The 24,313-nt window shown below is 58.7% G+C and carries 22 protein-coding genes; 9 read left to right on the top strand and 13 right to left on the bottom strand.

The genetic code is table 11. The features are described 5' to 3' along the window. Window positions 1–209: 209 nt before the first annotated feature. Window positions 210–539 carry a hypothetical protein gene (locus LJF34_RS18035; RefSeq protein ID WP_231186694.1) on the top strand — a complete coding sequence of 110 codons (330 nt, stop codon included), beginning with the start codon at window positions 210–212 and terminating at the stop codon, window positions 537–539. A 176-nt stretch (window positions 540–715) separates the two neighbouring features. Here the strand turns inward: LJF34_RS18035 and LJF34_RS18030 are convergent, their stop codons facing one another. The 4 genes from LJF34_RS18030 to LJF34_RS18015 form a co-directional block, all read right to left on the bottom strand. Then, window positions 716–1,240 (bottom strand): DUF1697 domain-containing protein, encoded by a 525-nt coding sequence (locus LJF34_RS18030; RefSeq protein WP_231186693.1) that lies wholly within the window; start codon window positions 1,238–1,240, stop codon window positions 716–718. 222 nt (window positions 1,241–1,462) lie between these two features. Further along, complete coding sequence (locus LJF34_RS18025) at window positions 1,463–1,693, bottom strand: hypothetical protein (protein ID WP_231186692.1); 231 nt, start codon at window positions 1,691–1,693, stop codon at window positions 1,463–1,465. Window positions 1,694–1,827: 134 nt separating this feature from the next. Then, window positions 1,828–3,447, bottom strand: coding sequence for an alpha-amylase family protein (locus LJF34_RS18020; RefSeq protein ID WP_231186691.1), 1,620 nt, complete (start codon window positions 3,445–3,447; stop codon window positions 1,828–1,830). A 329-nt stretch (window positions 3,448–3,776) separates the two neighbouring features. Continuing rightward, complete coding sequence (locus LJF34_RS18015; protein WP_231186690.1) at window positions 3,777–5,210, bottom strand: sodium:solute symporter; 1,434 nt, start codon at window positions 5,208–5,210, stop codon at window positions 3,777–3,779. Window positions 5,211–5,310: 100 nt separating this feature from the next. On the opposite strand from LJF34_RS18015, the gene LJF34_RS18010 reads away from it, so the two are divergent. Next, on the top strand, window positions 5,311–6,360 hold the full coding sequence (locus tag LJF34_RS18010; RefSeq protein WP_231186689.1) for an NrpR regulatory domain-containing protein: 1,050 nt from the start codon (window positions 5,311–5,313) through the stop codon (window positions 6,358–6,360). Between the two features lie 2 nt (window positions 6,361–6,362). Here LJF34_RS18010 and speB read toward each other — a convergent pair whose 3' ends face one another. From speB to LJF34_RS17995, 3 genes are all read right to left on the bottom strand, one after another. Then, the gene (speB, locus tag LJF34_RS18005; protein ID WP_231186688.1) at window positions 6,363–7,373 is read right to left on the bottom strand and encodes an agmatinase; all 1,011 of its coding nucleotides are present in this window, start codon (window positions 7,371–7,373) and stop codon (window positions 6,363–6,365) included. Between the two features lie 408 nt (window positions 7,374–7,781). Continuing rightward, on the bottom strand, window positions 7,782–8,795 hold the full coding sequence (locus LJF34_RS18000; RefSeq protein ID WP_231186687.1) for a zinc-binding dehydrogenase: 1,014 nt from the start codon (window positions 8,793–8,795) through the stop codon (window positions 7,782–7,784). 184 nt (window positions 8,796–8,979) lie between these two features. Further along, window positions 8,980–9,891, bottom strand: coding sequence for a M48 family metalloprotease (locus LJF34_RS17995; RefSeq protein ID WP_231186686.1), 912 nt, complete (start codon window positions 9,889–9,891; stop codon window positions 8,980–8,982). 313 nt (window positions 9,892–10,204) lie between these two features. Between LJF34_RS17995 and LJF34_RS17990 the strand changes: the two genes are divergently transcribed. After that, on the top strand, window positions 10,205–10,411 hold the full coding sequence (locus LJF34_RS17990) for a hypothetical protein (RefSeq protein WP_231186685.1): 207 nt from the start codon (window positions 10,205–10,207) through the stop codon (window positions 10,409–10,411). 37 nt (window positions 10,412–10,448) lie between these two features. Here LJF34_RS17990 and LJF34_RS17985 read toward each other — a convergent pair whose 3' ends face one another. The 3 genes from LJF34_RS17985 to LJF34_RS17975 all read right to left on the bottom strand — a co-directional run bounded on the left by LJF34_RS17985 (window position 10,449) and on the right by LJF34_RS17975 (window position 14,727). Further along, entirely contained in the window at window positions 10,449–11,264 is an 816-nt protein-coding gene (locus tag LJF34_RS17985; protein ID WP_231186684.1) for an aldo/keto reductase, read from the bottom strand. 601 nt (window positions 11,265–11,865) lie between these two features. Further along, a complete protein-coding gene (locus LJF34_RS17980) occupies window positions 11,866–13,050 on the bottom strand; it encodes an acyltransferase (protein ID WP_255666221.1) in 1,185 nt (394 codons plus the stop codon). 129 nt (window positions 13,051–13,179) lie between these two features. Beyond that, window positions 13,180–14,727 carry a flippase gene (locus tag LJF34_RS17975; protein WP_231186682.1) on the bottom strand — a complete coding sequence of 516 codons (1,548 nt, stop codon included), beginning with the start codon at window positions 14,725–14,727 and terminating at the stop codon, window positions 13,180–13,182. A 375-nt stretch (window positions 14,728–15,102) separates the two neighbouring features. On the opposite strand from LJF34_RS17975, the gene LJF34_RS17970 reads away from it, so the two are divergent. After that, on the top strand, window positions 15,103–16,578 hold the full coding sequence (locus LJF34_RS17970; RefSeq protein WP_231186681.1) for a hypothetical protein: 1,476 nt from the start codon (window positions 15,103–15,105) through the stop codon (window positions 16,576–16,578). Between the two features lie 12 nt (window positions 16,579–16,590). Here the strand turns inward: LJF34_RS17970 and LJF34_RS17965 are convergent, their stop codons facing one another. Further along, window positions 16,591–18,693 carry a carboxypeptidase-like regulatory domain-containing protein gene (locus LJF34_RS17965; protein WP_231186680.1) on the bottom strand — a complete coding sequence of 701 codons (2,103 nt, stop codon included), beginning with the start codon at window positions 18,691–18,693 and terminating at the stop codon, window positions 16,591–16,593. 133 nt (window positions 18,694–18,826) lie between these two features. Further along, window positions 18,827–19,417, bottom strand: a complete 591-nt coding sequence (locus LJF34_RS17960; RefSeq protein ID WP_231186679.1) for a GNAT family N-acetyltransferase — start codon at window positions 19,415–19,417, stop codon at window positions 18,827–18,829. Between the two features lie 122 nt (window positions 19,418–19,539). Here LJF34_RS17960 and LJF34_RS17955 point away from each other — a divergent pair, with 122 nt between their 5' ends. Genes LJF34_RS17955 through LJF34_RS17945 form a run of 3 tightly spaced genes read left to right on the top strand, consistent with a single transcriptional unit; the run spans window position 19,540 to window position 22,371 of the window. Beyond that, on the top strand, window positions 19,540–21,030 hold the full coding sequence (locus tag LJF34_RS17955) for a DUF58 domain-containing protein (RefSeq protein WP_231186678.1): 1,491 nt from the start codon (window positions 19,540–19,542) through the stop codon (window positions 21,028–21,030). A gap of 2 nt (window positions 21,031–21,032) precedes the next feature. Then, entirely contained in the window at window positions 21,033–21,491 is a 459-nt protein-coding gene (locus LJF34_RS17950) for a hypothetical protein (RefSeq protein ID WP_231186677.1), read from the top strand. Continuing rightward, window positions 21,484–22,371: a hypothetical protein gene (locus tag LJF34_RS17945; protein WP_231186676.1), complete on the top strand. Its 888-nt coding sequence runs from the start codon at window positions 21,484–21,486 to the stop codon at window positions 22,369–22,371. Before LJF34_RS17950 ends, LJF34_RS17945 begins: the two co-directional genes overlap by 8 nt. Here LJF34_RS17945 and LJF34_RS17940 read toward each other — a convergent pair. After that, window positions 22,335–22,640, bottom strand: coding sequence for a hypothetical protein (locus tag LJF34_RS17940; RefSeq protein ID WP_231186675.1), 306 nt, complete (start codon window positions 22,638–22,640; stop codon window positions 22,335–22,337). The genes LJF34_RS17945 and LJF34_RS17940 overlap by 37 nt on opposite strands. A gap of 346 nt (window positions 22,641–22,986) precedes the next feature. On the opposite strand from LJF34_RS17940, the gene LJF34_RS17935 reads away from it, so the two are divergent. Both LJF34_RS17935 and LJF34_RS17930 read left to right on the top strand, forming a co-directional pair. Next, window positions 22,987–23,805, top strand: coding sequence for a GNAT family N-acetyltransferase (locus LJF34_RS17935; RefSeq protein WP_231186674.1), 819 nt, complete (start codon window positions 22,987–22,989; stop codon window positions 23,803–23,805). An 81-nt stretch (window positions 23,806–23,886) separates the two neighbouring features. Continuing rightward, complete coding sequence (locus LJF34_RS17930) at window positions 23,887–24,279, top strand: OsmC family protein (RefSeq protein ID WP_231186673.1); 393 nt, start codon at window positions 23,887–23,889, stop codon at window positions 24,277–24,279. The last annotated feature ends 34 nt before the right edge of the window (window positions 24,280–24,313 follow it).

Genomic DNA, 24,313 nt, shown 5'->3' with positions numbered 1-24,313 from the left:
ATCGGACGCGAGCGTAGAATTCCGGTGAGTTTCTCGTTCGTAACACACACAACACGATTTCATCTTCGTCTCTCGACACCGTGTGTTCTCATTTCGATAATCGCTCCGTCGGCCAAGCAATCCTTCGTTTCGTTTCCTTGATCGAGTCGGTGGCAACGCGAATATCTGGGCCATAAACGGTTAGATGAGGAGAGCTCTTACTAGAAAGTATGACAGATATCATCGGGAGATTCCGTGACGATACGGAACGGGACTGTGAACAGGACGACGTAGAAGAGACGTTCCAACTGCTGGATCAGGTCGAACGGTTGTCGAAATCGAAAAGGGACGTATCTGGAATAATCGAGCGGCACGCCGGTGAAATACACGAGATTTATCGAGACGTGGATACGGACGACGTGAACGATCGTGAAATGGCGCTGTTGTATGCCTATGGCCAACTCTGTCTCTGGGGAATGGACAGCGTCGGGACGCCACAGCAGCGACACGAGGATCTAATACGTCGGATCGACGCCGTTGAACGAGGCAAGCGCCAGTGACGTCATACGAACAGTTTCATAAACCGGTGGCATCGGCGGCCACTCCGCTCACGAGATGGTGATTCGGATAAGCAACTGTCAGGAAACGGGCGACACATCCGAAAACTCCTTCGACAGTAGTTCCCAGTTTCTTGCGTTGGTTGTCACGATTCGGGAACGATGTCTTGTCTTCTATCCTAGAGATCTACGACCGCCGTTACAACGTTCCAATTTCGGCGTGTCGCTGCCATTCCCAGCTTCTGACCCACGTCGGTGAAACGACCTGGCCCAAGTTTCCCCTTATCGAGGCTGCTGTAGACGTCACGCCCGCGGATTTCGAACGATTCCGCTTCGCTCTGACTATCCAGCAGCTTCTCACGTCGTTCGGCTGTCGGTACCTCGTTCAGAAACGTGAGATACCGTTTGATCGAGTCGTTACTGGGCTCACCGAACGGTTGCTTATCAACGGCGGCGACGAGTTCGGTACGCGTCCGTACCATGACGGTGATGTCGTAGCTGAACGTATCGGCGATGGCGTCCGTGACGTCCGAACGAATCGTCCCTTCGTCGCTCTGCGTCTCGAATACGACGTTCCCGCTCTGAATGTACGTCCTGACGTTTTCGTAACCGAGCGACTCGAACAGCACCCGCAGATCATCCATCTTCATGCGGTTATGCGCGCCGACGTTGATGCCGCGAAGGAATGCTATGTACGTCCTCATTGGATACTCCTTGGAATGATCGTATGCTTGGACCGTATTTGGTCCTTTTTCAGTCTTTCAGCCAAAATCCCGTTATTCATCTCGTGTTCGCTCTATCACGTGAGTGCCGGTGACTCGGCATTGACCGATACGACGGGCGAAATGAGATCGGAGGACCCGAGTCAACTCGCACTTTCGAGAAAGAGAAGCGTCGAACTGATAACTCACCACACATCTTTCAGTTTAGTACGCGATACTGTCGGAGTTATAGTCGGTTTCACGCTTCCACTGGCTCCGACAGTCTCCCGAACAGAAGTGGTACATGACCGTGACGTCTTCGTCTATCTCGTTCACTTCCTCTCGGGAGAGCGTGGGATGCGATTCGGTGATGTCTACCGTGGCCGTACAGCGAACACAGCTCACGTATTGCTTATCCGCCTCCGCACCGTTTATCGACGTTCGCGTTTCGGTCACGGTGTCTTATTACAGGGAACTCTTATGATGGTTTTGGCGGCTCACTCCAAGAGCACATCCGTCGGATCATCACGGATGAGAACGAAAACAACGGTAGTACGGGATGTGAACGCACGTTCAGCAGGGGAATTCGATTACGGTTGGAACCAGCAGAAGCCATACGGTGAGAGCGAAACGTACACGGAATCAGCGTCAGGCTCGAATAGAGCGTCGCCGAAAACGGGCGTCGGGTCGGCATTCAACGGAAGCTCCGTCGTGGCCGTCTCGGCGCTCAGATTATGGACGGTAACGATGGTCTCGCCAGCGAGCGAACTCGCGTGAGCGAACACGGCCGGATGATCCACGTCGAGGACGGTTCCATCGCCTCGGAGAAGCCCCGAGAACTCGTCGCGAGTTCGAACGAGATGACTGATCCAGTTGAGTAAGGAGTCGGGATCCGCCCATTGGTCGGCGACGTTTACTTCCCGTGCGGCGAAGGATTCGTCCGAAACGACTGGCCGGATAAGGTCATCGGAATCGACGGCCGAAAAACCGGCGTTTAGCTCGTCGGTCCATTGCATCGGCGTTCGGACGGCGAAACGACCCGGTTGATTCAGATCCTCACCCATCCCTATCTCGTCCCCGTAGACGATGATCGGAGTTCCCGGGAGTGAGAACAGGAGGCTGTAGGCGAGTTTGATGCGCTCGTGGTCGCCGTCGAGAATCGGTGCCAGTCGGCGACGAATACCGCGGTCATAAATCCGCATCGTTTCGTCGGGGGCGAACTCCTCGTATACGTCTGCCTGCTCCGCCTCGGTGAGCGCGCCGATGTTGAGTTCGTCCAGATTCCGCAGGAAGTTCGCCCAGCCAGCGTTTTCGGGTGGGTCGGGGAGTTCCTCGAGCACTGAAGCCAGCGGTGCGGATTCACCGCGTGCCAATGCGAGAATTACGTGGGCATTGAGTTGGAAGTTCAACAGGAGGTGCATTTCGTCGCTGTCACCGAAGTACTCGCCCAATTCGGCGGGTGGTCGGTCGGCCTCCGCAAGGAGAACGGCGTCGCTGCGGCGCTGAGAGACGAACTGACGCATTTCACGCAGGAAGCCGTGAGGGTCGTCCAGCGGTTCCTCGACGAGCCCTTTCGTCTGTGTGAGCAATCCAGCGGCGTCGATGCGGAAACCGGCGACGCCGACTTCCAACCAAAATCCGAGTATCTTCTTTACTTCCTCTCGCACCTCGGGGTTGGCGACGTTCAAATCCGGTTGGAAGTGATAAAATCGGTGATAGTAGTACGCGTCAGCCTCGCTATCGTACGACCAAACGTGGTCCTCCTCACCGGGGAAGATCGGGCCTCGGTCGGGACGGACCTCCGGTTCTTCATCCGCCCAGAGGTAGAAGTCCCGATACTTCGAGTCCGGGTCGCTGCGAGCGGCTTGGAACCACGGGTGCTGGTCGGACGTGTGATTGACGACGAGATCGATGACGACACGGATACCCCGAGCGTCGGCAGCGCGTATGAACTCCACGAAGTCGCCGAGAGTGCCAAGTCGAGAGTCCACTCCGTAGTAATCCATCACATCATACCCGTTGTCCCGCCCCGGCGACGGATAGAACGGTAATAGCCAGATACAGTCGATTCCCAATCTGGAAAGGTAGTCGAGACGGTCGGTAAGGCCCCGAAAGTCGCCGATACCATCTCCGTCCGTATCCTGAAATACTTTCAAGTCGACGGAGTAGATAGTCGCATCCTGATACCACGTATTCTCAATGTCTTGCACGTTGGGAACTAAGGATGCGAAGTAGGAAAATCATCCGACCGATCACCAACAACTTGGCCCGACCGCGGACGCGTTTTATTCCTTGCGTGAAGCGCCGCGGACGAATTGAAGGGTGACTTGCCCCTCTCGAACGATCAAAACGCAGGGCTTCAGCGCCAAAAGTGGAGATCTGTGATGCCCACCGCAAGCAGCGAACCGGATGTCGAGACCGCGATTTGCCTTCGAGAGATCATCTCGGTGACGCTATCTGTACGTGGGGCACAACGGCGGACGTCGGTTACAACCGTCGTTACAAAACGGCTTGAAAAATGGGGTGCCCCGGTGAGCCATCAGTCTAGAGACGCCGAAGAGTCCAGCGTTCGGACCCACCGTTCGAGTTTCTCACGTGCCGGTGGTCCCGAAACGAGACTGACCGGGACGAACACGAGGAGACTACTGAGAAGCCCGTACATGATGGGTAGATTCGAGGAGGACCCCGCGCGAATCAGCATTGCAACGACGACCGCTGCACTGACACAGATCGAAGAGAGGGCTCCTTGCCACGTCGCCCGCTTCCAGAAGAACGCCCCGAAGATCGGTACGAAGATACAGCCCGTGAGCAAGTCGTACGCGATGGTGAGAGCGAGTACGACGCTCCCGATTTCGATCGCCGCGTAGGTCATGATTCCGCCGAGGACGATGATCAGCCCTCGAGAGACGCTGGAATACTTCGCATCGGATGCATCGGGATTGATGAACCGTTTGTAGATGTCGCTCGTGAAGAGGGTGCTCGAAGCGAGCAGAGCGGAGTCCGCCGTCGACATCATCGCCGAAACGAATCCGGCAAGGATGATTCCCGAGAATCCGACCGGGACGATTTCGAGGATGAGTCGTGGAAGGGCGAGTTCCGAATCGCCGAGGGATGGCAAGACGACGAGGGCGATCATTCCGAGAAACGCCGTCGTGAGTCCATAGACTATCGCGTACACACCTGCGGCGATGTTCCCTTTTCGGGCCGTCTCGGCGCTATTCGCGGTGAAGACGCGCTGCCAGATGTCTTGTCCGATCATGATGCCGAGGACGTACAACAGGAAGTAACCGATAATCGTATTCACACCGATAGCCGTGACGTCGAAGTACGAGGGCTCGAGTTCCGTCATCAGCCCCGAAACACCACCCACGGAGTCGAGGCCGAGTGGAAGTGCGATGAAGAAGATGCCGATGGTCATGATACACCACTGGACGAAATCGGTCATCGTTACGGTGAGCATGCCGCCGAGTGCTGTATAGGCGATAATGATCGCCCCTGCGAGCAGAATCATCGTACTCTGCTCGAAGCCGAAAAGTACGCTCAGCACTTTTCCAACCGCGATGGTCTGCGTGGTCGCGATAGTGAGGGCATAAATTCCGGCGATCATAGCACCGATCGTTCCCGAGTATTTGTCGAAGCGGCGTTCCAGTACTTCGCCGAGCGAGTACGCCTTGAGGTTGGCGAGGTTCGTCGAGATGAGCAATCCAAGAGCGACCGTACCGATACCGAGTGTGATGACCAACCAGGCCCCTGAAATCCCGCTTTCGTATCCAAGGCTCCCACCACCGACGGTGGCGGCACCACCGAGGATGACCGCGGACATGACCGGAACGTACATCCACAACGGGATATTACGGCCGGCGACGAGATAATCGTCCAACGTTTCCGATTTTTGATACCCCCAATAGCCGATCCCGACCATGCCCACCATGTATAGAATGAGCAGACCAGTGTCAATGGGTGACACAACCATGGCATCACTATGCCACCTCCGGTACTAATACATTGTCCTTACTGTCCGTTCGAAATAGTGTATCGCCTACGTTTATCGGTTAGTACTCCACTGTGAGAGTATGGTTGATCGTCTCGATAATCGGGAGTATGATTTGTTGCGGCTCATCGATGTGCACGAGCCTATCGGGAGTATCCGCCTCGTCGATCAACTCCAACACCGCGGCTACTCGATCAAGGGACGAACCGTTCGACTCCTCCTCTCGGAACTCGATGCGGATGGGTTTACGGAGAAAATACCGGGGCAGGGTCGGCGTTTGACCGAGAAAGGCCGGTCAGAGTTGCGACACGGACACGTCAGCGGTCGCCTGGAACAGGTTCGAGAGCGTATTGCCGTCCTGACGGGGCAAGTTACGTACGATCCGTTCGAGGACACCGGCGAGTTGGTCACGTCCGCTATCGACCTCCCGCGTTCGATGGTCGAAGACGCGATAAACGTGCTGACCGATCTCGAATCCTTACCGATCGAACCCGTTCTAGTTGCCGTCGAAAAGAATCCGAACGAGAACGATGGCGATGGCGATGACACCGTTCGCCTGTTCTTCCCGTCCAGCATCACCCTCGACGGTGTACTGCTTTCACGTGGAATCAATAGCCGATTACAGGTCGCCGGGATAGTCGAATATCATCCTGACCCGACACAACGGTTCACTCACGAGGGAACGGTCGTGAGCGACCACGGCGGCGCAGTTCTCCGATACACGGATGCCGTCAGTGGGGAAGGGTCCACCGTCGACATCGCAGACCTACTCATCGAGGCGAACCGACCGTCGATTCGTCCACTACTCGACGGGGAGGAGTCCGGTTTGTTCATCGTGGATAACCGGGAGTTCCCGTTGCTCCGATACGAAGAAGCGTTCGACCTCGCTGTTGCAACGAGAGCACAACTCGGCGGGGTTATCGACCTCCGAAAGCCACGGGAGAAAGGACCTTTCCCGTGCGGGCAACCGGGGTGGGACTTCGCCTCGCTCACGTACGGAGCGATCGGTGAACTCGCGATTTCACTTCTCGCGGAAGAGGGATACGGTGGGTCGTGGACGACGCTTCACGGATTGAAAGAACGGTCGGCGTTTCGACCCGTTGCGACTGTCCTTACTCACGAAGACTGGTGAAACTATTCCGCAAATCGCCGTTCGAGCAGTGTTACGGCGAGGAACGCTGCAAGTGTCTGTGTCGATTCCGTCGGATCGTACCGTGGCGATACCTCCATCACGTCGGCAGCACTGACGGCATCGTGCGTCCCCAGCACCTCCATTACTCGCACCGCTTCGTGGGCGCTCAGTCCATCGGGTTCCGGGGTGCCCGTCCCCGGTGCGATACTTGGGTCTACGCCATCGATATCGAACGTGACGTAAACGGCGTCCGTATCGGATGCCGCGGCCTCGACGGCATCGACGACCACGTCGGTGATACCGCGGTTGTGGACGTCACGCATCGTAAAGAGGTTGAGCCCGGTCTCATCCGCGAATTCGAAGAAGTTCGGGCTCTCATAGCCGCGAATCCCGACTTGACTGACGTGGGAAAAATCGCTGTATCCGGACTCGGCGATGAGCCGCGTACTCGAGCCGTGGTAGTGTTTTCCGAACGTCGTGCTCTCGGCCGAGGTATCCGTGTGCGCATCGATCTGAACCAATCCAACCGAGTCCGCGTTCGAGCCCTCGGCAAAGCCACGGAAAGCGGGATACGTACAGTAGTGGTCCCCGCCCAACGTCAGCGGGAAGGCGTGTTCCGCGATCGTTGCAACGTGCGACGTGATGCTCTCGGCGGTCCGTTCGTAATCCATCGGGAAGACGGGGACATCGCCACAGTCGGCGACCTGAAAATCGGAGAAATCGACCTGTGCACCCGTGTTCATGTTTGTGAGCCCGCCCTTATAATTCGATAAGTAAGCCCACCAAGCGCTCGAACGACGGATCGCTTCGGGTCCGTACCGAGCACCCGGTCGATTGGTGAGTGCGCCGTCGTAGGGCGCTCCAAGAACGCCGACATCGATGTCATCGAGATCACCTACGTCACGTGTCTCGCCCTTCAGAAACGTGTTTTTGCCCGCGTACGCCATTTCTACATCCGCACCGGGGTGCGTCGACCGAAACGCTGCCGCGGGATTTGAGTCGGGATTTTTCATTGGCGACTCCTAGTGGGATTTTCGGCTTCTCGTGAGCGTACATTCGATAGATGCATGGCAATGTATTGCCACCCATCTATTATACGTATTTTTATCAGCTATCCGATTCCGCTCGGACGGGGTTTTACCGGGAACGGAGGAATATGGTCGAATAAACCGCTAGGCGAGGAACTCAGTGAAGGGATTCAACTCGATGGACGGTCGCGAGACACGTAGCATGACAGGTCGGGGGGTGCTCTGAAGGCCTCCAGAGAAACACGACGCTCTCCCCAACCGGCGTTGGAGGTTGCGTTCACTAGCGTATAACGATTTTCGACGATACCTGACAAACGAGCGTGCGTTCGGACGGCGGGGGATTCGACGACGAGACGAGTGGAGAATCGTCCCGGGCAATACGATCAGGAGGGATCAAGGAGTGATGACGAGCTTTCCGACGCTCTCACGGTCCTGCATCGCCGCGAATGCCTCACCCGTCTTTCCGAGCGGGTAGGTTTCGTCGACTTCCGGCGTGAGTGCACCATCGGCGACGAGTTCGACCAACGTCTCCAAATCACCCTGTGTTCCCATCGTGCTCCCGATGACGCGTTTATGGCCGAGGAACAGGTCAGGGATATCGATTTCGGACGTGCCACCGGCCGTTCGCCCACACACCGCCATCCGTCCACCGCGCCGCAACACGTCCAACCCGAGTTGCGTGTACGCGCCACCGAGGTGGTTGAGTACGCCGTCGACAGGACCGATATCGGAGATCACATCCCGAATCTCGTCCGGTTCGGTACCCTCGATAGCGTACTCGAGGCCGAGCGATTCGAGACGATCGAGTTTCGCTCGGGAAGTGGACGTCCCGATGCTGTGAGCACCAAGGGTCGCTGCGAGTTGGACACCTGCCACACCGACGCCGCCGGTGCAACCGGGGATGAACACGAGGTCGGTCGGTCCGGCTTTCACCCGGCGAAGCATGTGATAGGCGGTCATATAAGCCGTTGGGAGTGCCGCCACCTCGACCATCCCCACGTCGTCGGGAAGCGAAACGAGGCGGTCGGCCCGGACCCGAGCGGTCTCGGCGAGGCCACCGTGGTAGAGGGAATAATTCTCGCACAGGTTTTCCGGCCCCTCGCGACAATACCGACACATCCCGCACGTCTCGTTCGGGCAGAGTACCACGCGTTCGCCGGGTTCGACGGCAGTGACGTCCTCGCCGATCTCTTCGACGGTTCCGGCGAGGTCGAGGCCGCTAACGAACGGCAGATCGTTCGTGTCCACCATCGCGGAATCCCCTTCGAGAATCCAGAGGTCGTGCCGATTGATCGAACACGCCTCGACTACGACCACCGCCTCGTGTCGATCGGGTTCCGGTGTCGGTCGGTCGATAATCGAGACGCCATCCGGTCCGGTCAAATCGGTGAATGCTGCGACACGCATGGACTGATGGTCGTTTCCCGTGCTATTAGGTGTGGAGGAGAAGGCGACATCGACCGATTCCACGGCTGCCGATTCGCGCCGAGACGAACGGTGGACAAACAGCCACGTATCGCGGGGAGAATCGGATTATCGAGTCACCACTCTCGGGGAGTGCGACCGATACACCGACAGTGGTAGTGAGAAGTCAGGCGACTCGACGTGGTCGATACGGACTGACCCACGCGGGGATATCACAGCCGAGTCGAGCGACGCGGTTTTCGATCGACGGATGGGTGGCGAACACGGAAAAGAGAAGCGAACGGTCCGTGTTCCACGGAATCGGACCGGCGACATCCTCGATGTTCTCACCGGTTGCGATAGCAGCGACTCGGTAGAGCGCATCGGCGAGCGTGTCCGGATCGACGACGTGGGCGGCGTATGCGTCCGCACGGTACTCCTCCATTCGATTGGCATAGCGACTCAGCGAAAGTGCGAGCGGTTCGACGCCCAATCCGAGTGCATATCGGACGAAGCGGATCGGTCGCTCTTCGATGAACGCGAGTGCGCTGAACAAAAGCGAGCCGATGGCAGCGACGAACGGGCCGCGTTCCGCGAGAAAGACGAGCCAGAACGCACTGAAACCGAGTATTTGGGGAACGTATGCACGAATCGCGTCCGTGTGGATATCCGTCCCCAGATGACCCAGTTCGTGTGCGAACAACGCACCCACGCCCGCTTGCCCGACGATTTGCGGGAGGAGCGGGTCGAAAGCGACGACTGGTTTTCCGTCGTCGTAGCCGACAACGGCACTCGGCGCATCCATCTCCATGAGGACGATTCGAGGAAGGGGACGTTCGGCACGTTCACAGACTTCGAGGACCGCACGCTGTATGACCGGTGACTCGTTGGAATCGAACGGTCTGGCGTGTTCGTGTTCGAACTCGTAGCGACCGCCGGAGCGATACGATAGATACGCGATGATACCGAACACGAAAAGGCCGAGACCCACGACGGGGAGTGGGGCACCCGTTCGAACGACCGCTGCAACCGCGAGGAACGTAGCGACCAATAGCCCGAGTGTGATCCCCCACGCCCGAACGATCAACGAAACCGTCATACAATCTCACACTTTTCGGATGGATAATAACGGAACCGATTATCGACGTAACCTGAGATAGACGTCAACTGACGGCCGATCGCCACGTGCGCGTTCACACAGACTCCGACGTTCAATCGTATCGACACGATCGAGCGCGGCAAACGGGTGAATCGAAACCGGACGACATCGGTCACGTAACGGCGAGCACCTCCTCGAAACTGAACTTCCGCTCGGCTACCGCTCGTTCAGGGATGTTCACTCCGGTTTCGACGGAGAACGGGCTTGTATCTGCAAGCAATAGTCGTATCCATCTCGGTTGGTAATTGAACCTGTGCCTGATCTTGGTAATCCAATCGGTTTCGATCTCGCAACCGTTCTCACTGGCTCGGGGCTCACCCTTCTGCTGTCTGCAGCGATCGCAAAGTACGGTGAACAGTTCCAGTACAACACCGTAGAATTATATGGAATGAGCGGTGCCATCTTCATCGGCATCGGAGTGATTTTCGGGCTCGTTCTCGTAGCGACTGGAAATCGCTAGCCTCCGATTTTATCGACCTGAAATCGGGAGTGCGAGGCTATACGCCGAGTTTTGAACCGAGAGACGTGTCCGGGGTCCCGTTGATTCCGAACAGCGCCCCCATCTCGTCATCGGAAAGGTCGAAGTCGAATACGTCGAAATTCCGTCGAATACGATCGGGCTTCGACGACATCGAGATCGGCGAAACCAGGGGTTGTTGAAGCAACCATCGAATGGCGATTTGTGCCGCCGTCTTATCGTGCCTCCTCGCGATTTCATCGAGCGTTTCGTTATCGAGCACATCACCGCCTCCAATGGGACTATAGGCGGTGAGAACGATATTTTCGTCGAGGCAAAACGAGAGGAGATCGTCCTTCCGCTCGTCGATGTTGTACTCCACTTGATTGGTACGGATCGGTGCATCCGAATGATCCATCGCATCTCGAGTCTGGGCGATCGAGAAGTTCGAGACGCCGATCTGTTCGACCGATCCTTCGGCGACGAGTTCGTTCATCGCTTCGAGCGTTTCCCGATGTGAAACGTCCTCGTTCGGGAAGTGAATCAGGAGTAAATCGATGTAGTCGGTTTCGAGTCGATCGAGACTTTCGTGCGTGGAGTCGATAACCGCATCGTGCGCTCGATTGTCACCGGATAATTTCGTCGTTATGAACACCTCCTCACGGTCGAGATCGGCATCGCGGACCGCATCTCCGACGGCGGACTCGCTGCCGTACATTTGGGCGGTATCGAGATGACGATAGCCGGCTTCGAGTGCGGTGGAGATCACCCGCCGACGTTCGTCATCGGTGTTCATACGAGCGGTACCAAACTGAAGGGCGGGGACCGTCGTTCCGTTTCGTGTGATGAAATACATGCGACCGGAACGAACTACGGCTAGTGGCTACTAAAAGAGCCTTGCAAATTTGATACCTCTCCAACAAGTTTGGTGTCTCTACCACAGCACTGCGGAACTGGTTTCGCTTCCATCCCGACAGGGGTTGAAAACCGCCGTCGGTCACGAACAGAAACACGACTCACGAATCTCTTAAAATCCCGACCGGGAAAATTAGCACGCGAGCATGGCAGTGGGTCCACGCCCACGTCCGGTCGGGATTAGAGACGATGCGATAGCAGCGTGATGTTCGGGTAGTCGATAGTGAACTGAATTCACAGTTCACAACCTTGTCGAGAGAGCGTGTGTGCCTCTGACACTACTTCGACAGGCGTGGTGGCCGAGTTTCCTCGAGCCAACGAAAACAATGGATGTGCCTGAAAAATAAATTCTGACCACATTCTCAAAATCGATTCGATTACATCTATCAGTCATCTCGAAGCGACGACGAAAACGAGGTCGACTCGCCGGAAAGGGTAGTCCCCGAGGTGGGCACCGGGCGTTGTAACGGTCCAAAAACTCTCGTCCGAGACATCGGTTTTCCGTGCATCGACCGTCTCACCGACGCGCCGGGCAGTCAAAATCAATCGTTTTCCGTCCGCTGTTGTAACGCGGTTTCATCGAGAGACCTTCCGTGAGCGGGCGCTTCTTTGCTATCCTGCACTGAAGTCCGGAGGCGTGATAGGATACGAGACAGCCACGGAGTGTGGCTTCCGCCCAGTTCTATGACGTGCATCTCGGCCAAAAGGAGATAGAGCGATAGCGAAAGGACGTACACGAGCGGCACTATCGCCAATTGCCAGAGAACCGTCGACGTCAGGTCGATTCCGATCGCCGGATTCCAAACCCTGTTCATCGTCCGGAGGAGACGGATTACGGGGACGTGAAGCAGATATATCCCGAGAGCGTGTCGTCCCACTTTCGGAAGAATCGTATCCCTCCCCCACTCCGGGTTCGAGAGTACGTATGCGAAGAGGGCGAGAACGAAAAATATCGTCGAAACCGTGTACTCGGTCGAGTATATCTCTTGAGCAAGGACGTTACCACGAATAACGTAGCCGATCGCATACTGCTCGAGGAGTTGAACACCGGCAAGGAAGCAGACCGCCACGAGATAGATGTGGCGACGGTTCTCGTTCGGTGTCCAGTCCACCGAACTGATGTGGTATCCGAGAGCGACGTAGAAGAACCCGAAGAAGAGGGCGTCCCGTGTTCGAAACGGAACGTCCGCAATCATCTGATAATTCGTTCCGACGAGGCCGACGAGGTGAACGAGCACGGCGATGGGCAACAGATAGCGGGTTTTTCGGAACTTGACGAAACAACCGAGGAAGACGAGCGAGAATATCAGTGCCGTCAGGAACCACAACGGAACGGCAAGTGCAGTTCCATAGTACAGAAGGTCGATAGCGGAGATGCTACCGATGCCGCGAGCGATGAGAGCGTTCGCTACCGGAACGCCCCGGAACAACGCGAGACCGACCACTGCCGTTATAGAGATTATTCGCCCGAACAGATAGATCGAGCCGAGTTTCTTGACGGAGTTACTCACGCTGGATTTGACGGTATCGATGTTCACCGTCTCCGCGAAGAAGTATCCGGACGTCAGGAAAAAGAACGGAACGTCGAATTGGCCGATGGTGTCCAACACGAAGTAGACGTGATTTCCGTACGTTCCGAAGCCTCGAAACGGTTGGACGTGTGCAATCACGATAAAGAATATAGCGACGGCTCGCAGCGTATCAATGCTATGAATTCGATCACTCATCGTATATCAAAGGTCTAGTGGGGAATCCCTCGCGCCTAATTAAAACGCTCTGATTGTGGCTGGAAGCCGAATGTCACTTGTTTCCACATGTTGTAGGTGATTGATTAGAGGCACACACCGGTGTGTTGCCTACGTCGGGAGATTCTCCGCGAAGAAGTCCTGATCTTCCTGTTCGATGCCGAGGAGGTAGAGGACGCCGGCGAACGCCACGAGGCCGACGATACCCCCGACCGAGCCCTGAAGGAGAGCGACGATTTTCGGGGACCCGATTCCCGCCACGTGACCCGCGAGGACTGACTTCGTGCCGAGCATCGCGAGCGCCGAGACGCCGCCGCTCAGGACCGGCTTGATGTAGCGCTTGGAGTACGGAATCAGTCGGACGGTGTACCAGACCTGAACGATGCGGACGACGTTGATGAACGTGATGACCGTCGCGGAGGCGAGCGCGGCCCCGACGAGGCCGAACTGCTGGATGAACAGGTAGTTCAAAACGACGTTACAGACGCCGAGAACCCACTGATTGGCCAACGTGAGATAGTGATGGTCGGTCATCAACAGCACGTAACCCGATGGACCGACGCTCGCATTGGAGAGTTGCGCGACGATGAACAACAGCAGGACGGCTTCGCCCTGCTGGGCGAACGAATCGCTGAACAGGACCAGCAGTTCGCGCGCGTAAATGGCGGCACCGACCGCCGGGAACAACCCCAACGTGAACGTCCATCGGGTGATGCGGCGATACAGCGCCTCCAGATCGTCCATCTTGTCGTTGTTGTACAGACGGGAGGCGATGGGTGGAAACAGTTGACTGAACCCGCTCAACGGGAGGAGGAGTACCCCCGCGAGGACGGACGCGATTTTGTAGATTCCGACGGCGTCCTTCGTGGTGATGTAGGCGCTCGCCAGAAATCCGACCATCAGCAGGTCGACTTTGCTCGCGAGGATCTGCCCGGTGTGGTTGAGCGTGAGCGGCAACGAGAAGTCGTAGAATTCGACCGCTTCCGAACGCGAGGCGGTGAACTGCGGTCTGAGGTCGGTCTTCGAGAGGATCAGGTAGACCGCGATACAGAACACGAGGACCGAGGCGATGACCGTAGCGATGACGACGCCGACGAGGAGGAATCCGAGGAGGAGCGCGATGCTGATGCCGACGACGCGAAAGAGCGGGGTCAGGATGTTCCGAACGAAGACCTGATACTCGGGCATTTCGAGGCTCTTGAACACGCTCCCGAAGCAACTGATGAGCGTGTCGATCGGCAACAGCAGGGCGAACACACGCAGGACGTCGACGAAGTGGTCCTGATACGCGGGGTCGACGTACCCGTTGATGAACGGCGCGGCGACCCACAGAACCGCCCCGATGACGATACCGGCGAGCACCGACGTGAGATAGGAGAGGCCGAGCATCCGCCGGCGTTTCACCGGGTCGTCGTCGTACTTCGGGATGAACTTCATTATCGCTTGGTTCGTCCCGAGATTGGTGAACACCTGCGCGAAGGTCAGGGCGACCAACCCGAGCGTGTAGACGCTGAACAGCACGCTCCCGAGACCCTGCACGAGAACCCAGTTGAGGAGAAACCGAAGCGCGTTGTCGAGACCTTTACCGGCCATAAAGAAGGACGCGCCGCGGGAAACCGACTTGAGCGAGGAAGACGACTCCGAAGATTGGTCCGCCATTCTATCAGGTTATGGGTATTCCATCAGAGCCGATTATCTCTTCCGCTTTCGTCGCCGTTTGCATGCATCTGTGTGGCACGCTTGCATCCGAGATTCGTTCATTTCTCAGCCGATAGACAACTGATTGTCAGGTTCGCCCGGGTCGAATGCCCTCCAACAACCGACCGCCGAGCCGAGGCTGTCGACGTTTCATGGACGCACGAGGGACGGAATTATTCCAATCGAAACACGATATGTCCGCTTCATCATGTGTGACAACACCATACAGATTTGATACCAAAACCGCATCAAATCACCAGACTGCGGATGGATTTTTGCCGCAAGGCGTCTGATAGGCCGTTAGCTTTAACCATCAGTTGTGAGATGAAAGACATCATGAGTATGGACAAGAGTGTGAGACATCAGAACCAATTTTTACTCTGTGACCCCCTGTTTCAACCGACTGTCCCTGAGGGTTTTTCTCATGCAGATATCTCGGGCGATTTCGATATATACTACTCCGACGCTCTCCCTTTTCACCACGCGTCGGACGGCGATACTGAACTCGCAATCATCGGGGACGTCGTCGTTCCGAACGGGCCGACGATCGAGCAGTGGCTAAAGGAAACGGTGACGGTGGGGGTGACGGGGGTACTCCGCCGCGCGCAGGCACTTACGGGCCGCTACGCGATCATCCGCACGACGGAGGACTCGACGACCGTCGTTCCGGATGCGGTCGCGAACAAATCCCTGTACTATCACGCCGATTCCCGATTGGTAACCTCCTCGCTCAAACTGCTGGTCGATTCCGTCGACGTCGATTTGACGGAGAATACGGCGGTCACGTCGTTCATGAACACGCCGCAGTTCAAGGGCAACGAGAGCGCCCTCATCGGCGATAAGACGCTGTTTCAGGAGGTTCGATGCGTCCTTCCGAACCACGTTCTCGATGCCGACGGGATGGAGGTTTCACGGCGACCGCTCTTTTTCCCGACGGTCGAGCGACCGCCAGCGGAGTACATCGCGGATCGCATCACGAGCGCGATGGAGTCGTTCAACGAGGACTATCACCTCCTCACGCCGATTACCGCCGGACGCGACACGCGGATGATCTTGGCCTGTTCACGGGACATCGTCCGGGACGTGACGTGGTACACGTTCTCCGACTGGGGGAACGGCGAACACCCTGACGTGAAGATTCCCAAACGAATCGCCGCGGAGCAGGATTTCGATTACACGATTCACCACCCCCGTTCGCTGGACGACGACTTTCGGGCGGCGTTCGAGGAGTACCTCTGTTGGACGCGGGTACTACCGAAGACGAGACACGTGCAGTTCTTTTCCAACAACTACGACGTGAACGACGTCCTCTACGTGAGCGGAAACGGGCCGATTTACAAGGTGAACTACGAGATGCCCGAACGCGGGACGGATTTGGTGGACCACTTCTGTACCGAACTCCAGTATCCCGACAGCGAGTTCGTCAGGAACGAAATCGAGGAGTGGTTGCCCGGAGCAGTCGAGTACGCGAAGGAGTACGACATCTCGCCCGCGAACCTCCTGTACTGGGAGCAGCGGATGGGGCGATGGGGAGCGTTGGCACCGCGGGAAACCGACTTCGCGATCAGGGGCGTATCGCCGCTCGTCAACTACGACCTGTTACTGACGGGATTGCACGTCGAGCGATCACGCGTCTCGCCGCCGGAGTACGACCTCATCGACAGCGTCATCGAAACGGAGTGGCCCGAACTACTGAAATACACTTACAACCCGAGCGAAAACCCGTACAAAGCCACGATCGGTCGGGTCGCACCGCCGCGCGTGAAGCGGGCGCTGACCACGATCAACGCCAAACTGGACGATTTTCTGTAGTCGAACGGCGACTTACTCCGTCACGCCCTCCTCACCGACCAGCGAGGATGCCGCGTCGATGACGGCCGTCGCCGTCTCTCGGCTCACGCGGTTCGCGGCGAACGCCGCCCGTTCGTACCGTTCGGTCACGTCACCGATGGTGGAAACCGTCTCGTCGCCGAGACCGGCCTCACGACAGGCGTTGTAAAACTCCCAGTGGGTCGAGGCGGCCGACGGAATCGCACCCGAAAAGCGGTTTCGGGTCGCGGCGTATCCCATCTCGACGGCCGTTTCGAACTCGCCGGCGTCGCGCGCCGACCGGGCGCGGTCGAGGAACGTCCGTGCGGACACCACCGCGTCCGGTGTGGAGTCGTCCGCGACGGGGACGGAATCTCCGTCCGGGGCGTGTTCGTTCACATCGTCGCGTTCGTCCGCATCGTCGCCGCCACCGATGTCCGAGCGCCAGAGGAAGAACCCGCCGAGGGTGAGGAGGGTGGCGACACCGAGACTCACCAACCAAGCGCGCGTCGTCGAGTCTAACGGGCCGCTCTCGGGGGTCGAAACGGCGAACCGCTTCGACGTCCGTGCCGACTCGACGCTTTTCATTCGGCCATCGAATCGCGCAACGAACGTCGTTTTCCCCTCCGCGGAGACGAGGGAGGGAGGCAGAACGAGGGAGACCCGATAGGTCCCGTTTTCGTTCGTCCGCGTCGATGCGACTTGCGTTCCGTTCGTGAAAATCCGTACCCGTTGGCCCGCCACCGCCGCGCCATCCGCGGTTTCGAGGCGTCCCGAGAGGTCCACGCTCCTCCCCTCTCCGGGCGTGCCGGAGAGCGTGAGATTCGTCGCCGTGTGCCCGACCGTGAGCGGTGCCGTCGCGTTCGACGCGGTGAGCGCGCCGTTCTCGAACGGCAGGGAGACGCGGACCTTCTTTGCACGAGTGGGCACGTCCACGGGTAGCGGAGTACTGAACGAGTACGACCCGGACGGACCGGTGTGCGTCGTTCCGACTCGGGTTCGCCCGACGTAGACGGCGAGTGGAACGTCGGATACGTTGACCCATCCCGTAGTGACGCGCCCCGAAACGGACACCGTGTCGTTGTAGCGCGTTCGATTCGTGTGATTCGAGATTCGAATGGAGGAAGTGGTTTTCGAGACAGTCGCCTGAACCGTCGTGTTCGAACCGAGATAAGCGGACAGGTTGGCCGGATCGTATGCGACTCGGAAACTTCGGTTGCCGACTGCCACCACCGCCGGTCGGCCGACGAGCGAGAACGTCCCGTTGGCGGCGGTTCGAACCCGTACCGAGCGGTTTTCACTCAAACGAAGCACTATCGAGCGGTTGCCGAGGCCGGTGCCGTTCTCGCCAGTCAGCCGACCGGAAACGCGAAGCGGGTCGAGAAACGACACGTTCGTCGAGTTGACCGTCGCCGTCAGATTGGTCGTGACGAACTCCGACTCGCGCACCTCGGCTTGCTTTGCGGAGATGGACCGAGTGACGTTTCGGATCTGTCTCGTTTCGTTACTCGTGTCGATGTTCGTGCCGTTCGAGAGGCGGTCGTAGTGCGAGGTCAAGTTACCGCTGGTACCGTTGATATCCTTCTGCAACCGTTCCAGCCGGCGCGCGAGTTTCCTCGCTTTCGCGTCGTTTCCGTTCCGTTTCGCCGTTTGATAGCGGTCGTACAGTGTCTGGTAGCGTTGAACGCGCGAGACGTAATGGCGTTGGGTCTCCTTCGTTTTCCGGAGATTTTTCGCGGTCCGGTCGTCGTCCGTCCCCTCCGTCTCCCCTGCTACATCGACGTACTTGTCAAGCATGTCGTTGTAGTCGTTTCCCAGCACGGATTGCGCTTTGTCGTACTGCCCCTGCTCGATATTGAGCGTACTCCCCCCGAGTCGTGACGAGAGCCGACCGGCCAGCCATCGTTCGAGTTTCGACATATCCTTTTCCGACCGTGCGTCGTCGGGGTCCTCGTGATGAACGGTGGTGTTGTTGCGAGCGAGCGGGACCGTTCCGACTCGCTCCGGTGTGGACGTGAACTGGGCGGCGTCCGTCGCTGAAACAGCCGCTTGTGCGGGTAGAACCGTCGCTACGAGGAGGAGGGCGAAAAGACCGAGCGCTGCAATGGACCGAGACACATCTATCGTGTCATGAGCCATCGTAAAAACTACTTCTTTCTTAAATCGATACTATCGAGAACCAATGATGTCCGCTGGAGTATCGAAGTCCGAAGCCCGTGAGATAGCGTGGGCCGTCGTCCGATCGGGAGGTTCACACCAGCGACTTTCGATACCAGTAGTGATCGGAGTCGGCGTCCCCGTCTTCCGCCGCCATCGGGAGGACTTCGTAGCCACGCGACTCGTAAAAGCCGTGTGCGCCGGTCAGTTCCACCGGCGTGGAGAGGACGGCCTGCGAGAAGTCGCGCGTGGCGGCGCGGCGCTCCAACTCGGTCGTGAGTACGGTTCCGACGCCGCTCGATTGAGCGTCCGGGAGTACCGCCACGCTGCGAACGTGCGCGGTCATAACGTCAGCATCGAGCGCCCGTCGGATGTCGGAATTTACCGGTTTTGAGCGTTCGAGGGGCTGAAAGCCGCCGATTCCGACGATGCCGTTCGTCCGCGCGTTCGAATCGGGGTCATCCGTCCCCGCGGTTCGGTCGTCCCCCGTCGTACTCATCGTCGCGACGAGGAACTCCCCGTCGCCTTCGAGAAACGCGGTGGGAATGTGCCGGAGGTAGCGGTTGTACTCCGGCGAATAGCACATCGCCGAGTCGCGGAGCGAGCGGTCGTGAACCCGCCAAACGGCGTTCTTGTCCCTGTCTCGGTAGCGTCGAACCGTCAGCCGCTCGTGTTCGTCGGGCATTCGAACTCCACCGGACGGACGAGACGGACGAAAATAAACCCCCATCCGTGGGCGGATCACGACGGTCAGCTATCGAGGGATAATACAGTACATTAAATTGGGAGGGCATCGGTATGAAACGTATGGAGGTGACACGCCGATACGAAACCGGAGTGGTTCTCGTCTGTCTGCTCGCGGGCAGCGCGTGGCTTTTCGACCGGCCGTTACTCCTCGTCGGAGCGGCCGGAATCGGCGCGTCACTGCTCGTTCAGCAGTATCTGTTCGTGCACGACGTACTGGCGACGACGGACGACCTCACGCTGACCCAATCGCTGTCCCGAAATCGCGTGAGTACCGACGAGGAACTGTCGGTCGCGGTCCGCGCGGCGCTCCCGGAGCCGGTGGGGCTTTCTATGACGGTCGAAGCACAGCCACCGGTGGCCGCAACCGTGCGCGACCCGACCCAGCGACGATTTCGCCTCGCCGCGGGGGAAGAGGAGGCGACGACGACGTTTTCGCTTCGCTGGCCGGTCGCCGGGAAGTTCGAATGTGCGCCGCCGACCGTGACGCTCACCGACCAAGCCGGGTTGTTCCGCTCGACGGTTCCGGTGGGGGACGACGCGAGCGTAACCGTCGTTCCGCGCCGCCCTCGGTCGCTTCACGTCGGCATGGCCGGTAAAGGGATGTCCACCGCGTTCGGCGAGCACAAGACGGGCGAGAGAGGCGTCGGTCTCGACCCGGGGGAGATCAGACAGTACGTGCCGGGTGATACGGTTCGTCAAATCGATTGGAAGGCGACCGCCCGAATGGCCCAGCCGCACGTCCGCGAGTTCGACGCGGAAACCGACCTCTCGACCGCTCTCGTCGTCGATACTCGGTCGTCGATGGAGATCGGGATGGCGGGGGAGACGAAACTCGATTACCTTCGGCAGGTCGCGCTCGCCTACATCGATAACGCACGGGCGAACACGGAACCGATTTCCCTCTACACCGTGGGCGACGGCGGCGTGACGACCGTCCGGGAACCGGACGCGAGCGCGCGTCACTACAGCCACGTCGAAACGGATGTACACGACCTCGTTCCGACTCCTACGGGGGACGGAGAGATGGACGAAAACGGCGAAGCCGCGGCACGCACCACGAGAGGGAGAACGGATCGGACCCGGACGCCTCGCCAAGCGAGTGAAATGGAGAGTCGACTCCGAAGGGATGATTCGTCGTTCGGGCGGACCCTCCTCCCCTACGTTACCGACTCGAAACGGTACGTGCAGCGGGTCGAAGACGACCCGCTCTACAAGACGATCAGAACGTATCTCCGGGGGATTCAGGGGTCGCTCGTGACCGTCATCCTCACGGACGATACGCATCGGATGGAGGTCCGAGAGGCGGTCAGGGCGGCCCGTCGCCACTCCGAACACGTCCTCGTGTTCCTCGCGCCGACGGTGTTGTTCGAGCGAAGGGACGTCCGAACCGTCGAAACGGCATACGAGGAGTACGTCGATTTCGAGGAGTTCCGCCGTGACATCGCTCGAATCGATGGCGTGTCCGCGTTCGAGGTCGGTCCGGCCGACCGAATCGAATCGGTTCTGGCCGAAACGCGCCAAACGAGGAAAACGGCCGTCAGGGGGCAGTAGCGATGCGACACGAGACACCGACGTGGCTCGGCGGCATCGGCGCGCTCCTCGTCGCGATCCTCTGTACCGTCGCCACCGGCCTGCCGGGATTCCTCGCGGGAATCGTGTTCTTCCTGCTCTGGTACATCGTGCCGACGCTCTACACCGTGGCGTTCGGGCAACTCGTCGTCGCCGCGCTCGCCGACGGGATGGCCGTCGAATATCTTTTCGCGCTCGAACTCGGTCTCCTCGCCGTGCTCGTCGGTCCGTCGCTCACGTTCGACCGACCGTACTGGCGCGTCGCCGTCACGAGCGGGATAGCCGCCCTGTTCGGCGCGGGGGCGCTGGCGAGCCTTCGGTCGAGCAACCGGCTTCTGGTGCCAGTCGCCGTCATCGTCGTCGTCTTCGCCATCGTCTCGTACGGACTGCATCGGTACGAACGCGCCGCGCTCGGACTCGTAGAGGAGAGAACTCATGAGTAACCAATCCGCTTCATCGACCACGCAACGCGACGACCAAGCGACATCGGACGCCGCATCGGTGGCCGACCTCACCGCCAGACTCGAACTCCTCTCGGAGGAGAACGAACGGTTGCGCGACGAATATCGTCGTGCACGTCGGACGAGTTATCGACGGACCGCGCTCGGAATGGCCGGACTCGGCGTCCTCTCGGCTCTCGCTGCCGTTGTGCTTCCCGCGTCACGAACCGTCCTGCTCGCGTTCGCCGGAACGGGATTGTTCGCCGCAGTTCTCACGTACTACCTCACCCCGGAGCAGTTCGTCTCGGCGTCGATCGGCGAGCGGACCTACGCCGCCCACGCCGCTACGGGTGCCGAACTCGTGGAGACGCTCGGCCTCTCCGGGACGAATGTTTACCTTCCGACGGGAGACACGACGGGCGAAGACGCGGGCGTGCGCCTGTTCGTCCCCCAGCATCGCAACCACGACCTTCCCGCCGGAAACGACGCCGCCACCTTGTTCGTCGCGACGGACGACGAGCGCCAGCGAGGCGTTGCCGTTCCGCCGACGGGGGCGGGCTTGTTTGCCGAGTTCGAGGGGATGGTCGGCGATATCGAAACTCGACTCCCGGAACTCGCGGACCAACTCGCCGACGCGCTCGTCGAGGGGTTCGAACTGGTCGGGGGCGCGACGCCGGACGTGGACCCCGAGGAGGGACGCGTCACCGTCGCGATCACCGACAGTCGGTACGGTGCCGTGGACCGGTTCGACCATCCGATTCCCTCGTTCGTGGCCGTCGGGCTGGTGCGGGGAACCGACCGACCGGTCACGCTCGAAAGTACCACGAGCGACGACGACCGGGTCGATTATCTCGTCACCTGTACGCTCTCCGACGAGGAGTGACGTGCGGACTGTTCGTCCCGTGCCGCCCCGTTTTTGACCGCCGTCGCCGATAGACAGTCGAAGCAACCGAACACCTCGTCGTCGTTGTTTCCGAAGACGCGGGCGAACTCCGGGGTGATGAACGAACCGCAGTTACGGCACCGCCGGTCGCTGTACCCGGACCCCCGCCGTGGCACCCGTTTCGGACCGTTCATGGCCCCAAATCGGTCGTTCCCTCGCGGGAGTCGGCGTTCGGCGTATCGGTGCTCGTGGTTGGAACCCTCGGGCATACGCTCCGGATGCGCTGGCGAGAATCACACTGTTCGACCGTTCTGCTGGTATCTGGTTGTAACCGTGACATCGTGGTTCAGGGCGGCAGTCGTTCGTATATCGTTACTCGCTTTGGAGAGTGGCTTGCTACTGTGTACCAATCACCGTACTGAGTCGGTGTATTCACCGGGGTTTCATATCTTTTTTCATAGTTTTGTGAGAATATAATAAAACTAAGGTTTGGATAGAAAGATGGACGCGAAGGGAGTCCGTCCGGAGGGCGTCATCGTGAGCCAACGTCGAATCTATCCCAGCACCGTAACCGTTCTGGCACGAGTTTATCCGTTTCAGGGAGGAAGATGAAGTATGAAACTCCACGAACCCACGTCGAACGATGCGGAGCGGATTCACGAGTTGGCGCGAAGCGCGATGACCACTTCGTACTCCCTGAGTCCACAACAGATCGAGAACGTCGTTAACGAGGAGTTCTCTGACGATCGACTTGCCAACGTGCTAACGCGCTCCGACGCCTACGTGTTCGCGCTCGAAGACGAGGATTTTGAGACGCTCGTCGGATTCATCGAAGGATATCTCGATGGCGACACAGGAGAGATACGATGGATACTCATAGACCCGGAACACCGTGGAAAAGGCGTCGGCAAGGAGTTACTCGAAACGGCAGTAGAGAAGTTACGCGAGGATGACGCAGAGCGAATCCACGTGAAAATCCTCGAAGCGAACAGAGAAGGTTCAGAGTTTCTTGACGAATTCAACATTGCGAAAACGGGAAGTCAACAGGTCGAGTACGGTGGCGAGTCGTTCATCGAGGATCAATATACCCTCGATGCGACCGAACGGGAGGCAGTGGACGACGAATCAGAGGAGGAACTCGAACCGACGGAGGTGGCCTTGGAGAACACGAACACTCACGACGGAACGCTGAGCGCGACGACCGACGACGGAGAGACGGTGTACCTGAACATGGGGGAAGCAAAATCGGGGACCGAAAACCCGTTTTTCGTCACCTATACGGACGAGGCGTTCACCGAGCAATTCGGCTACTTCTGTGGAAACTGCGGGTCGCTCGATACGACGCGTGACGCCCAAGACCACATCGAATGCCCCGAGTGCGGAAACGTTCACACACCGAAGTCGGCCGAGTCGTACGACGATTCGTATCTCTGAACGGGGTTCCACGTTTGGGAGGATGGTCGCCCGTACTGGGCAACGATAACCCCTACATGGGTGCTGACCGTGGAACGGACGATGCTCGAAAGCACGACGACTTCGACGGAAGGGTTCAGAACCGTTTCCGAAATCGACGGCAGCGAGCTCGCCATCGACGCGGACACCGAAACCGATCCGAGTCCGACCGAAACCCTGCTCGCGAGCTACGCCGCCTGCTACACGGTGGCGCTTCGAATCGGAGCACAGCAACGGAATGCCGACGGTCTCGGTCGTATCGAAATAGACGCGGAAGCGGACCGCGACGACGAAAACGACCTCGAAGCGATTCGGTTCACGATCGGCGTGGAAGCCGACGAGAGCGACGAGACGCTAGATGCCGCCGTGAGTCGCGCGAACGACCTCTGTCACGTTCACGACGCCGTTCGGGAGGAACTCCACGCGGACGTCGGAATTCACGGCGACACCTTTTGAGAAGGCAGGAGGTGTTCGAAATCGGGTGGTTGTA

Origin of the sequence: Haladaptatus sp. DYF46 (assembly GCF_021083305.1) — an archaeon.
Taxonomy (GTDB): domain Archaea; phylum Halobacteriota; class Halobacteria; order Halobacteriales; family Haladaptataceae; genus Haladaptatus.
The sequence above is the reverse complement of the archived record's forward strand: the minus strand, read 5'-3'. Positions and strand labels throughout refer to the sequence as shown.